The sequence below is a fragment of the Hadarchaeum sp. (SeqCode) genome, assembly GCF_049969415.1.
Taxonomy (GTDB): domain Archaea; phylum Hadarchaeota; class Hadarchaeia; order Hadarchaeales; family Hadarchaeaceae; genus Hadarchaeum.
Map to the genome: position 1 here is coordinate 1 of NZ_JBMFOX010000030.1, position 11,543 is coordinate 11,543.

The 11,543-nt window shown below is 54.4% G+C and carries 13 protein-coding genes; 11 read left to right on the forward strand and 2 right to left on the reverse strand.

Translation table 11 applies throughout. From position 1 onward, the window contains the following. Window positions 1-251 precede the first annotated feature (251 nt). The 10 genes from ACP5PX_RS06340 to ACP5PX_RS06385 all read left to right on the forward strand — a co-directional run bounded on the left by ACP5PX_RS06340 (window position 252) and on the right by ACP5PX_RS06385 (window position 10,239). Complete coding sequence (locus tag ACP5PX_RS06340; RefSeq protein WP_428085089.1) at window positions 252-1,061, forward strand: GntR family transcriptional regulator; 810 nt, start codon at window positions 252-254, stop codon at window positions 1,059-1,061. Next, window positions 1,055-1,768, forward strand: a complete 714-nt coding sequence (locus ACP5PX_RS06345; protein WP_428085091.1) for an isochorismatase family protein — start codon at window positions 1,055-1,057, stop codon at window positions 1,766-1,768. The genes ACP5PX_RS06340 and ACP5PX_RS06345 overlap by 7 nt, the downstream gene beginning before the upstream one ends. After that, on the forward strand, window positions 1,765-2,790 hold the full coding sequence (locus ACP5PX_RS06350; protein ID WP_428085093.1) for a BMP family lipoprotein: 1,026 nt from the start codon (window positions 1,765-1,767) through the stop codon (window positions 2,788-2,790). Before ACP5PX_RS06345 ends, ACP5PX_RS06350 begins: the two co-directional genes overlap by 4 nt. Window positions 2,791-2,855: 65 nt before the next feature. Next, window positions 2,856-4,394 carry an ABC transporter ATP-binding protein gene (locus tag ACP5PX_RS06355; protein WP_428085095.1) on the forward strand — a complete coding sequence of 513 codons (1,539 nt, stop codon included), beginning with the start codon at window positions 2,856-2,858 and terminating at the stop codon, window positions 4,392-4,394. Further along, window positions 4,375-5,424 (forward strand): ABC transporter permease, encoded by a 1,050-nt coding sequence (locus ACP5PX_RS06360; protein WP_428085097.1) that lies wholly within the window; start codon window positions 4,375-4,377, stop codon window positions 5,422-5,424. The genes ACP5PX_RS06355 and ACP5PX_RS06360 overlap by 20 nt, the downstream gene beginning before the upstream one ends. Further along, window positions 5,421-6,317: an ABC transporter permease gene (locus tag ACP5PX_RS06365; RefSeq protein WP_428085099.1), complete on the forward strand. Its 897-nt coding sequence runs from the start codon at window positions 5,421-5,423 to the stop codon at window positions 6,315-6,317. The genes ACP5PX_RS06360 and ACP5PX_RS06365 overlap by 4 nt, the downstream gene beginning before the upstream one ends. Beyond that, window positions 6,314-7,282, forward strand: coding sequence for a carbohydrate kinase family protein (locus ACP5PX_RS06370; RefSeq protein WP_428085101.1), 969 nt, complete (start codon window positions 6,314-6,316; stop codon window positions 7,280-7,282). Before ACP5PX_RS06365 ends, ACP5PX_RS06370 begins: the two co-directional genes overlap by 4 nt. Then, window positions 7,279-8,010, forward strand: coding sequence for a nucleoside phosphorylase (locus ACP5PX_RS06375; protein ID WP_428085111.1), 732 nt, complete (start codon window positions 7,279-7,281; stop codon window positions 8,008-8,010). Before ACP5PX_RS06370 ends, ACP5PX_RS06375 begins: the two co-directional genes overlap by 4 nt. Then, on the forward strand, window positions 8,010-8,786 hold the full coding sequence (locus tag ACP5PX_RS06380) for a BtpA/SgcQ family protein (RefSeq protein WP_428085103.1): 777 nt from the start codon (window positions 8,010-8,012) through the stop codon (window positions 8,784-8,786). The genes ACP5PX_RS06375 and ACP5PX_RS06380 overlap by 1 nt, the downstream gene beginning before the upstream one ends. A gap of 13 nt (window positions 8,787-8,799) precedes the next feature. Then, entirely contained in the window at window positions 8,800-10,239 is a 1,440-nt protein-coding gene (locus ACP5PX_RS06385; RefSeq protein WP_428085105.1) for an aldehyde dehydrogenase family protein, read from the forward strand. A gap of 198 nt (window positions 10,240-10,437) precedes the next feature. Here the strand turns inward: ACP5PX_RS06385 and ACP5PX_RS06390 are convergent, their stop codons facing one another. Beyond that, a complete protein-coding gene (locus ACP5PX_RS06390) occupies window positions 10,438-10,635 on the reverse strand; it encodes a transposase (RefSeq protein WP_428085113.1) in 198 nt (65 codons plus the stop codon). A gap of 107 nt (window positions 10,636-10,742) precedes the next feature. Here ACP5PX_RS06390 and ACP5PX_RS06395 point away from each other — a divergent pair, with 107 nt between their 5' ends. Then, entirely contained in the window at window positions 10,743-10,928 is a 186-nt protein-coding gene (locus tag ACP5PX_RS06395) for a hypothetical protein (RefSeq protein ID WP_428085107.1), read from the forward strand. Window positions 10,929-11,131: 203 nt separating this feature from the next. Here the strand turns inward: ACP5PX_RS06395 and ACP5PX_RS06400 are convergent, their stop codons facing one another. Then, on the reverse strand, window positions 11,132-11,446 hold the full coding sequence (locus tag ACP5PX_RS06400) for a PIN domain-containing protein (RefSeq protein ID WP_428085109.1): 315 nt from the start codon (window positions 11,444-11,446) through the stop codon (window positions 11,132-11,134). Window positions 11,447-11,543: the final 97 nt, after the last annotated feature.

An 11,543-nucleotide genomic window follows, 5' to 3' on the forward strand; every position in this document is an offset into this window, starting at 1 on the left:
GGGGGAGGGTGAGGAAGAACAAGGGCGCAGCCTTCACCGACCGCCTGAAGCGTGTCCGCTCTGAACGCGGGATCCTCTTATAACCACCGTTTTGGAGCTAGCCATTTGATAAACGATGAGGTGCGCGTTACAGCTGGAATGGGCTAATGAAGCGATCCTCTAGTTGATCAACACGTAGCATCCCAGGCGGTTCAAACAGGTGACCATTGTCCCTTGACAGACGGGTTGTCTTGGACTATAATTATGTAAAAATGAAATTACAGACGTCCACCAAGGAAAAACCAATAGACCCAGATAGGTTGCTCAAAGCGGTTTTCATCGACAAGCACAGTTTCGTCCCTCTTTACCGTCAAATAGCTGATGCTATCCGCCTCGCCATCGTTAAGGGCTACTTAAAACCAGGAGAGCTGCTGCCCTCCGAACAAGAGATAGCGGGGACATTGGGGGTAGCAAAGATGACGGTCCGGCAGGCGCTGTTGGAACTAAAACGGGAAGGATTGGTTTACCGCCACCGTGGAGTTGGCACCTTCATTGCCTTCCCCAAGTTCGAACACCGCCTAGGCAGCTTAGTGAGCTTTACAGAAGACATCAGATCGCGTGGTATGGTCCCCAGTTCCAGGATCCTGTTCTTCGGCCATGTCCCCAGCGACGAGATGGTCGCCGCTCGCTTCGGCATCGAAAAGGGTGAGCCCGTGCTAAGAATCTACCGTGTGAGGTTTGCTAACAACCAACCCGTCGGAATACATGAGGCTTATCTTCCTGGAGATATCCCTATCTCTAAAAACGAGCTCGAGACGGAGGAATCCCTTTATGCCCTCCTAGAGGATAAGGGATTTCAGCTTGTGGAAGCAGAGGAGAGTATCGAGGCTGTGCCAGCCGACCCCACGCAATCGGAGCTTTTGGGCCTGAATGTCGGCGACCCCTTATTAAAGGTTGTCCGCACGGTGTTCACGACTGACCGAAGGCCGGTCGAGTACGTCATCGCCATTTACCGTTCAGATCTATATAGGTATTCCACGCGACTCAGGCGGGAACCTTTCGGGCGAGGTGAGAAATGCTGATCTCCGAGGAAAGGCCGGCTCTGCTCATTATCGATATGCAAAATGCCTTCCTACATGAGCAAGGTCACCTCGTAAAGCTGAGTGAAAATAACAAGCCGTATTTAGCGATCGTCCCCAATATAGCACGGCTTGCTGATGTGGCCCGCTCTCTAAAGATTCCAGTGATCTATTTGCGCCACGCTTACAGGCGTGGCTATATCGACGGGGGCATCTTGGTTCATGAGCTTTTCCCCTCGGACAAGGAGGCGGGTGGTTGGCTGGATGGTACATGGGATACGGAGATCTTCGAGCCTCTGAAGCCCAAAGATTCGGACATCGTTATCAAGAAAAACAGATACAGTGGATTCTTTGGCACCGACCTCGACCAATTATTACGAAATTTGGGGTGTAACACTCTTATCATCACAGGGATCCACTCCAACGTCTGCTGTGACTCCACTGCCCGGGATGCAGTCTTTCGGGATTATCGCGTGTACTTCGTGAGCGACGCCACAGCTGCCGCCGATGAATCCCTACACGCGGCGACCCTGCGCAATATAGAGCGCTACTTCGGGCGGGTAGTGACCACGGATGAGGTCATTGAACACCTGTTAAGGCTGAAAGGAGGTGAGAGGGGGGTAAGCAAAACAAGTCCCCAAAGAAAAAAGGAAGGTGGCGGGCAAGTAAAGAAGTTAAAGCATGAAAACGAAGAAAGGAGGTCATCATGAAAAGGTTCCTTGTGGTTTTTTGTGGGCTGCTTTTGTTCCTTTTCGTGTCTCTCGGAGCGGAGATTAAAGTAGCGTATATCACCTCAAGGGGCGGCCTTGGAGACCTCTCATGGAACGATATTGGGTTCGCAGGGGTTACGAAGGCAGCTCAAGACTTCGGCATTACGGTGCGCGTGGTCGAATCCCCGGACCCGGTGGGCATGGGTGAGAAGCTGCTGCGTGATGCTGCACGCGCTGGTTTTAACATTGTGATTACGATGGAGTACGCACATTTGACTGTCCTCCCTACGGTTGCAGCGGACTTTCCGAATACGTTATTCGTAATGCTAAATTACGTCATTGAAGCTTCCAACGTCGCCTCGATCGTCTTCTACGAACATGAGGGTTCTTTCTTGGCCGGTGCCCTTGCAGCTATGGTGGTGGGAAATAACTCCATACCCGGCATCAGTGGGAAGAAGATTATCGGGGTGATAGGCGGCACAAAGTCGCTAGGCATTGACAAGTTCGTTGTCGGCTATAAAGAGGGAGCTCAATACATAGATCCCGAGGTCCAGGTTCTCGTGGCTTACAGCGAGACTTTCTCTGATCCAGCGAAGGGACGCGAACTCGCACTGGCGATGTTCAACGCCGGTGCCGATGTGGTTTACCAGGTAGCTGGGGCTACGGGCATGGGTGTGATACAGGCAGCGAAGGAAACGGGCAAATATGCAATCGGTGTGGACACTGACCAGGACTACATTGCTCCTGAGCATGTTTTGACCAGCGTCTTGAAGAGAGCCGATATCGCCTTGTATCTCGTCATCAAGGATTACGTTGAAGGTCGCCACCCTGGCGGCAAAGTGTACCACATGAACCTGAAGAATAATGGTGTTGGGCTATCTGAGATGAAATATACCCGCCATCTGATCCCAGCTGATTACATTACAAAGCTTGAAGAAATCAAGAAAAAGATCCTCACGGAGGAGATCAAGGTGACCGACGTCACCGGTCTTTCTAAACCATATTCGGAGATTGATCCCTGAAAAGTAGCCGAAGGGGGCGGGGGCTCTCGTGTCGCCGCCCCCTTTCAAAAACAAGTGATTTCGCTATGCCGCTTCTAGAAGCCCGTGGTATAACGAAAATCTTTCCAAACGTTGTGGCGAACGACCATGTCGATCTCGTGGTTGACGAAGGGGAGATATTGGGCCTGGTTGGGGAAAACGGCGCGGGGAAGACAACGTTGATGCGCATAATCTACGGTCTTGAACGCCCCAACGCGGGTGAAATCTTCTGGAAAGGGAAAATGGTGTCCATCAACTCTCCCCAAGACGCCATGCAATTGGGCATCGGCATGGTGCATCAGCACTTCCAGCTGTTCCCGTCCCTTTCCGTCACGGAGAATGTGGTACTGGGGAATGAGCCGAGGACGGGCCCTTTTCTGAATCGCCGGCAGGCCTATGAGAGAATAAAAGAATTGATCCAACGCTTCGGCTTCGCCCTCGATCTCAAAGCGCCGGTAAGGTCTCTCTCAGTAGGCCAGCAACAGAAGGTCGAGTTACTAAAGGCTTTGTACCGCCATGTCAAGTTACTCATCCTGGACGAGCCGACTGCCGTCTTGACGCCACAAGAGGTAGACTCATTAATGGAGCTCTTAAGACAATTGGCCGCGTCCGGCATCGCAATCATTCTAATTTCTCACAAGCTCCGAGAGGTTTTGGGTGTGGCTTCCCGGATCACGGTCATGCGAAATGGTCGCGTTGTCGCCAACATGCGGCCCACAGAAGTCACCGAAGACCAGCTAGCCAGCTTGATTGTAGGGATGGAGCTTCAGGGACTGGGGAAATCCTGGGGAGAGCGTCGGGAAAAGAGAAGGGAGCCAGTGCTCGTGGTACAAAATCTCTCCGTGCTCAACGACCGCGGCCGAATCGCCGTGGACAACATCACCTTTGAACTCTCAAGGGGCGAGATACTCGGGATAGCGGGGGTCGAAGGGAATGGGCAACAGGAGCTTGTGGAGGCCCTCATCGGAGTGCGGAGAGTGTTGAACGGCAAGATATTCCTGAACGGAAAAGAGATAACCCGCGCTAAACCCGTCCACCGCCGTCGGCTTGGGCTGGCGGCAATCCCAGGGGACAGAGTGAAGGAGGGGACCGCAGCCACAGCCAGTGTGGCCGAAAATCTCATAACGACGACATATCGGCGATTTCCCTACAGTTTCATGGGGGTTTTTAGAGAAAGAAACATAAGGGAATTCGCCCGGATGACTCTCGAGAAATTTCGCATCATCGCTGAGCCCACTACGATCACTCGTACGCTCTCGGGAGGTAACTTACAACGCCTGGTGATCGCCCGCGAACTCTCCACGGACCCCTTGGTACTTATTGCCGTTCATCCCTCGCGCGGCCTGGACGTGCAGAGCATGGTGGAGGTTCATAGACACTTGATAAATTTGCGTAATCAGGGACGCGCGGTCCTGCTCATTTCGACAGACTTGGATGAATTATTGGCGCTCTCAGACCGCCTCTTAGTAATCTTCCGTGGCCGCATTGTGGGTGAGGTGTCGCCCCGTGCGACGACGCTCGCAGAGCTCGGCCTGCTCATGCTCGGAGGGACGATTGCGCAAGCGCATGAGGGTCTTTCTGGGTGAGATCGCCAGAATTGTTCTACTATTAGCCGTCTCCTTCTTTGTTACCGGCTTAATCATCATTTTTACAAAAGAGAACCCACTAAATGTTTTCCGAATCTTGGTGCGAGCCGCGGTGTGGAGTCGCCAAGGCCTTGCAGAGACGTTGTCTGCAGCTACGCCTTTGATCTTCACTGGGCTGGCGATTGCGGTCGCCTTCAAGGCCGGGCTCTTTAACGTGGGGGTAGAGGGAAGCCTATACTTAGGCGCTTTTAGCGCGGCGTGGGTTGGATTCACCCTGACACACCTACCAGGGTGGGTGTTGATTTCGCTGGCCCTCCTCGTTAGCGGGCTGATTGGCGGGCTTTGGGCTCTGGGCCCGGCGGTGGCCAAGGTATGTTATAACGTCGACGAGATCGTCACCACACTTATGCTGAACTACGTTGCCATATTTTTCACTACCTACCTCGTCACTTATATCTACGGCGTTCCCGGCTTTGCCAACGCCATGTCTTTCCCCATTGTGCCCGCTGCCAGGCTTCCCCGGCTCTCTCCGCCATCACAACTGAACCTTGGTTTCGTCATTGCCATCCTCATCGCTCTCGTGCTCTGGTTTATCTTCCGGCGAACTGCGTTCGGATACGAGATTCGTATGTTGGGGGCAAACCCATTGTTCGTAAAGTGGTGCGGGATGCCGGATACGAAAATCGTGATAAAGGCTATGTTCCTAAGCGGCTTCTTGGGGGGTGTAGCTGGAGCAATCCAGATCTTGGGGATTCACTACCGGTTCATCGCGAATTTCTCTCCTGGTTACGGGTATACCGGCATAGCCGTGGCCCTACTCGCTCGCAACAATCCCTTGGGCGTCCTCTTTAGCTCCTTCCTCTTGGGGGCCATCTACAACGGCGAGTCCATCGTCGAGCTCATGACAAACATCCCCATGGAAATACCCCGGATCTTTGAGGGGATCATCATCGCTTTGACGTCGGCTGAGTTGGTGATGGGGTTCCACCTGAGGCGCCGAAGGGTTGGGAGACAGGGGGACAAAGGATGAATTTTGTGGACCTCGTTGGAGTAACTCTGAGACAGGCTGCTCCGTTGATGTTTGCTGCCTACGGGGGGCTGTTCAGCTACCACGTGGGGATCATCAACATTGCTTTGGAAGCAGAGATGCTCGCTGGGGCCTTTGCGGCGCTTGTGGTCACAGCCTGGACTGGGAATGTTGAACTGGGTCTTTTGGGGGCAATGTTCGCCGCGGGCCTCCTGGGATTGATCTTCAGCCTTCTCATCGAAAATCTGCAGGCCAATCTTGTAACGACCGCCTTGGGACTAAATACACTGACGATTGCTTTTGCACGTCTTCTGATGTGGGTGGCCACTGGGAGCCGCGGAGCGTTCGTTCCCCAGGAGCTGGCCACCCTGCCAAGCTTGCGGATTCCCCTGCTGTCATCAGTACCAGTGCTACAAGCCTTTTCAGGTCACAGCATTCTCGTGTATGGGGCTTGGCTGGCTTGGGCTTTCACCTCACTTTTGCTCTACCACACCCCGTTGGGCCTGCGTATTCGCGCAGTGGGGGAAAACCCCGAGGCGGCACGGGCAGTAGGGCTCAAGATCAAGTCGGTGCGGATAATGGCTCAGCTTCTCTGTGCGGTTCTATGTGGAGTGGGAGGAGCCCAGCTTTCCTTGGGCGATTTGCGGCTTTTCACATCTGGTATGACGGCGGGCAAAGGGTTCATTGCCCTCGCAGCTATTTACTTCGGACGCGGTAATCCTGCTTTCACGACCATTGCCTGTGTTCTCTTCGGTTTCTTTGACGGCCTTCAGTCCCGGCTCCAGCTGTGGACCGAAATCCCCCCACAGTTAGCACAGATGATCCCTTTCCTGAGCGTGGTGGTGACGCTTGTGCTCGTCTCTTGGAGAGAAGCGCATAGGAGAGTGAGAGCATGAGAGGCCAAGCCGTGCTCGTAAGCGGCTATGCAAGTCTCGACTCGTTCATCTTGGTCGACCATATCCGTGGCTTGGGCGAGACCTCCTCTGTACTTGCTTTCAAAGGGCTTGATCGACCTCTGCCCGGGGGCTGTGCCTGCAACATCGCCATGGCGTGTGCGCGCCTCGGGATCGGGAGTCTCCTCATCACGGCTTTGGGAGAAGACGTCGAGGGTATAACCTACAAGGAGCGCTTGGCATCCGCAGGTATCGATACGCGCTTCGTATGTTTGGTGAGAGGGGTAGCCTCTCCCAGGACAGTGCTGGTCAACGATCAAGATGGGGGCCATTTAACCTTCTATTATTCAGGTGCAAGCGATCACTTAATAGAGATGATGAAGGGAAACCTTGCCGAGCTTGAGGGACTCGACGTGCGTTACAGCGTCATCACTGTCGGGGACCCGGGGTTCACACGAGAGCTTGTTGTACTCCTTCACCGAAGGAGGGTGCCGATCCTTTGGGCCTTTAAGGCCGATATGCGTGCTTACCCTTACCATCTTCTTCAGCTCTTGTTGGAAGTTGCTGAATACTTAGTAGTAAATGAGGCGGAAGCTCGGCTGCTGTGCAAATTATTCGCCCTGGGCGACATAAGTGCACTTCTGGACTTTGGCCCCAAGGGTGTCGTGGTAACGAAGGGAAGCAGGGGGAGCGAAGTTATTACGGATGTTGGGAGGGAGACCATCCCTTCCGTCCAGCCTTGCCGGATGGTGGATCCCACAGGGGCGGGGGATGGGTTCGTGGCAGGGGTACTGTATGGCCTCTATCATGGTAAATCCCTCGCGGTGTCAGCGCGGGTCGGAGCTACGCTCGCCTCGTTTGTCCTTGAGGAATGGGGAGCTCAAACAGCCTTACCTGGCCTTGCAGAGCTCAAAGCACGGTATTGTAAAAATTTTGGCTCATGGCCGGTGGAGGAGGGAGACCAATGAACCAGCCTCGCACCTGGTACTTGCATCAATCTGGGGCGCTCCCAGAGGTTGCCATTTTGGTAGGCGATTCGAAGAGGTTAGATCTATTCGCGGAGAAACTTAAACATTCGGACACAGATAGAAGCCACCACGGCTTCGCTCTGTTGAAAGGCACGTATGAAGGCATCCCTCTCTCAGTAACGGCTTATGGCATAGGTGCTCCTGCCATCGCGGTCGCTATCGAGGAGCTCGCCACGCTGGGGGCAAAAATCATTGTCAGGGCGGGGACGGTAATGGCGTTGTCCTGCCCGCTCGGGAGCTTGATATTGGCAGAGGGGGGTGTCAGGTTAGAAGGGACTTCTTCTTCCTATCTCCCGATCGAATTCCCAGCCATTCCCGACCCCGAGTTGTTTGAGGGCTTCGCAAGGGCCCTCTCCTCCTTGGGTGTACCTTATTACTTGGGGTTAGTCGCCAGCCTTGATGGCCTGTACCCTCGAAAGCTAAAAGAGGAAAAGATCGATGTGAAGCTGTTTCACAAGTTCGGAGTGGTAGGAATGGACATGGAGACAGCAGCGGCCTACGTGGTGAGCAAGTTCCTGGGATTAAAAGCGGTGAGCCTTTGCCTGGCCAGCGTGGAATTCGGGAGCTTCAACACTCTGGCTGAGGGGGAGAGGCGGTCACTGGAGGAGCTACTGGTGGAAGCGACCCTCAAGGGAATCAAAAGCTATTTTGAGAGGGAAGGCTGGTGATGAGAATGTTCCAGGAGGGAAAGAAGCTTGTTGTGGGCATGGTACACTTGCACCCTTTGCCAGGCTCGCCGCGGTTCGATGGTAACCTGGACGAAGTGGCTGAGGCTGCTCTTGAAGATGCTTTAGCGTTGGCAGATGAAGGGGTAGACGCCCTGTTGGTGGAGAACTACGGCGACGTGCCTTACTTGACTAGGAAGCTTCCCTTGTTGACAGTGGTAGCAATGGCTCACATCGTTGACCTGATCAAATCTAAAATTGTCATCCCCTTGGGCATAAACGTGCAGTTTGACGCTTATGAGGCCGAACTAGTGATCGCCACTGTCTGCAAGGGAAATTTTGTTAGGATTGAAGGCTTTGTCGACACCCTAATCACGGACACTGGCCTCGTGACCCCCTGTGCTGCTGAGTGCCTCCGTCTTCGCCGGCAAGGAGGGGGTGAGAAAGTTGCGATTTGGGCCGATGTCCAGGTCAAGGAAACCCAGCCCATTGGCAACCGCAACATTGTGGCTGCTGCAGTGGCTGCTGCGAAGAACTTAGCCGACGCAATCATTGTCACCGGCAGTGCGACCGGCTCCGCCCCTGCGGCGAAAACGCTGAAGGAGGTGAAGGCGGCCGTTGACCGGCCAGTGCTGGTCGGCAGTGGACTGACACCGGAGAACGCCCCGGAGTTGCTTGCGATCGCCGACGGAGCGATCGTCGGCACAGCGTTAAAGACAGGGGGGCGGATCGATAGACGGAAGGTCCGGAGGCTTATGGAAGTGATTCGAAAGCTATGAGCGGAGGCGCCAAATGAAGACTATACAGATGTTAATAGACGGTGAGTGGAGATCAGCAAAGTCTACTTATAACGTTATCAATCCGGCAAACACCGAGGAGGTGGTTGCAAAGGCCCCTCTTGGGACCCGGAGCGATGCCCAAGAGGCAATCGAGGCTGCGTACCGTGCTTTTTCCGCGTGGTCGCAGAAAAGCCCTTACGAAAGGGCAAAGCTACTAAGGAAAGCGGCGGCCATTGTGATGGAGCGCATTGAGGAATTGGGTCGCTTGCTCACGCTCGAGACCGGTAAACCGCTTAAAGACTCCTTGAAGGAAATCGAGTTTGCTGTCCGGGTCCTTCAATATTATGCCGAGGAGGCCACGAGGGTTTTCGGCGAGTGGGTTCCGACGATTTCCCAATCCGTCCGCAGTATTGTGATCCGTCAGCCCGTGGGTGTGGCAGGCCTAATCGTGCCTTGGAACTTTCCTGTAGACCTTCTGGCTTGGAAGCTTGGCCCGGCACTTGCCGCCGGTTGCACTGTGGTTATCAAGCCCTCCAGTGAGGCGCCAGCAGCGGCCACGGAGTTTGTAAGAGCGGTCAACGATGCTGGCTTTCCACGGGGAGTCATAAATGTAGTTCCAGGAAAGGCCTCTGAGGTAGGCTTGGAGTTAGTAGAGAACCCCAAAGTTGCAAAACTTAGCTTTACCGGAGAGACGGAAACAGGCAAGTACATTCTGGAGAGGGCAGCAAAACATTTGAAAAGGGTTTCCCTCGAGCTCGGGGGGAACGCTGCTGCCATCGTATGCGATGACGCTCCTTTGGAGGTGGCGATCTCGGGCTGCGTGCGTCGTGCATTTTCCCATATGGGGCAGATATGTATAAGTATCAATAGAGTATACATTCTCAAAGAAATAGCCAAATCTTTCATTGAGGGGGTCGTTGAAGCGACCACGAAGCTGAAAGTCGGCAATGGACTAAACCCGGAAACTGACCTGGGGCCTATGTTTCGGGAGGAGCTGCGGCAGAAGACAAAAGAGCACATCAGGGACGCCCTCGAAAAGGGAGCGAGATTACTTTGTGGAGGCAAGGAACCTGAAGGGGAGGAGTACGAGAAAGGTTTCTTCTTCATTCCCACGGTGCTCATAGACGTTGATCACCGGATGCGAATTATGCGTGAGGAGACCTTCGGCCCGGTGATGCCTATCATGGTGGTTCAGAGCCTTGACGAGGCCATTAAGTTAGCGAACGACACGCGCTACGGCTTAGCAGCATATGTCTTCACAAAAGACCTCTCCAAAGCAATAATTCTTGCAGAACGACTTGAGGCCGGGGGAGTGGCTGTAAACATCAACGACGTTACAGAACTCCAGGCACCATTTGGTGGTTGGAAACAAAGCGGCATAGGCCGTGAACTCTCACGACATGCTCTTGATAGTTATTTAGAATACAAACATATCCGCATAGGAATAATTTAAGAAGCGCTCGGGGCAAATCTTTAAGCACCAGCCTGTTCTCACTCACCATCTCTCCGTACTCCACTTCCGGGAGGTTCGGCCTTGGCAACTAATACGCATAGTGCCCCGTTTATTGTGTCTGGGCGGCATGGTAGCTCCCCATCGACACTTCCGCAAACCCCCGCAGCCTGCGGCCTTCCAACCTCTCGGAGAGGCTCCTCAGCACCAAGTACAGGAGCTTCTCCACCGCCTCCTCCCGAGAGAATCCACCACCTTCGTCCGCCGCTTCACTTCCCTGCTTAGGCACTCCAACTGGTTTGTGGTATAGAAGCACCTCCTGATGGGCTTTGGATGGCGAAGGAAGGCAAGTAGAGCGTGAGATTTGGCCTCCCAGTGCGCGACGATCCGGGGATAGATCGAGCCCTAACGTTCCCTTCGCCTTTTCATCGCTCCCTTCAAGGGGAGCTCCTCACATTGGAGGGGCCCATCGCAAATCGAGGGAGCTTGGTCTTCAGCCGGAAGCAGTGGAAGAAATGGCCGCTAGGGCGAAGGTGGTGGACCATCTGGCCGCCTTCCAGCTCGCCTTGGAGACGGGGTTGACTACCTATGACGCAAGCTACCTTTTGCTTGCCCGCTCGTTGAAGATCTCTCTAGTGGAGCTTCAGAGGGCCCAAGGTTGGACTCTTTGGCCCGGCGCATTCCCAATTTGATCCAAGGCTGATCACCCGGGCTCAAGCCCGGGTCAATGGAGCGGCTCGGGTGGGATTGTTTCCCCTCGGTTGTTTATTGGTCCAAAAAGTGCCACTTTTTGGACCGACTAAATCCAATCGTGGGTAGGGTACGGGCTTGTCCGCCGACCTTCTTCCGTAGTTATGGGGAATCCCAACGCTCCGTCCCATCCTGGACTTTGGTCTTAAAAGTCACTAAATACTAGACCACAGTCCAGAAAGTCACTGAGTTTGGGAGAGGAGGCGGTCAAGAAGGAGCCCTCTGGGCCCTCCTTGACCCTGAGGAAAGCTCGGTCGTTGGTAAGGAAGGCCGTGGCGCCCGCTGCCCTGGCTGTGGCAAAAAGCAAGGCGTCCGGGGTTCTCAGCCCATAGCTGGCTCGAAGCCTTGCGTCCTCGGCGGCAATCTCCACATCGGGAGCCAAAAACCGAACATTCGGGATCCCCAAAAGTAGCTCCAAGGCTTCCCGCACCTTCCCCTCCCCCTTCTCCCAGAGCTTCACCAAGAACTCATGAGGGTGAGAGTGGAAAGGATGAGCTCAACCTCCCCCTCGGCCTAGGGTGGCAAATGGCTTCTCGGAGAAGGCGGAGTAAGGAGGG

What these genes read in the sequence shown, in the direction of transcription:
- ACP5PX_RS06340 (WP_428085089.1), top strand. Translation starts at nt 252, where the DNA reads ATGAAATTACAGACGTCCACCAAGGAAAAACCAATAGACCCAGATAGG.
- ACP5PX_RS06345 (WP_428085091.1), top strand. Translation starts at nt 1,055, where the DNA reads ATGCTGATCTCCGAGGAAAGGCCGGCTCTGCTCATTATCGATATGCAA.
- ACP5PX_RS06350 (WP_428085093.1), top strand. Translation starts at nt 1,765, where the DNA reads ATGAAAAGGTTCCTTGTGGTTTTTTGTGGGCTGCTTTTGTTCCTTTTC.
- ACP5PX_RS06355 (WP_428085095.1), top strand. Translation starts at nt 2,856, where the DNA reads ATGCCGCTTCTAGAAGCCCGTGGTATAACGAAAATCTTTCCAAACGTT.
- ACP5PX_RS06360 (WP_428085097.1), top strand. Translation starts at nt 4,375, where the DNA reads ATGAGGGTCTTTCTGGGTGAGATCGCCAGAATTGTTCTACTATTAGCC.
- ACP5PX_RS06365 (WP_428085099.1), top strand. Translation starts at nt 5,421, where the DNA reads ATGAATTTTGTGGACCTCGTTGGAGTAACTCTGAGACAGGCTGCTCCG.
- ACP5PX_RS06370 (WP_428085101.1), top strand. Translation starts at nt 6,314, where the DNA reads ATGAGAGGCCAAGCCGTGCTCGTAAGCGGCTATGCAAGTCTCGACTCG.
- ACP5PX_RS06375 (WP_428085111.1), top strand. Translation starts at nt 7,279, where the DNA reads ATGAACCAGCCTCGCACCTGGTACTTGCATCAATCTGGGGCGCTCCCA.
- ACP5PX_RS06380 (WP_428085103.1), top strand. Translation starts at nt 8,010, where the DNA reads ATGAGAATGTTCCAGGAGGGAAAGAAGCTTGTTGTGGGCATGGTACAC.
- ACP5PX_RS06385 (WP_428085105.1), top strand. Translation starts at nt 8,800, where the DNA reads ATGAAGACTATACAGATGTTAATAGACGGTGAGTGGAGATCAGCAAAG.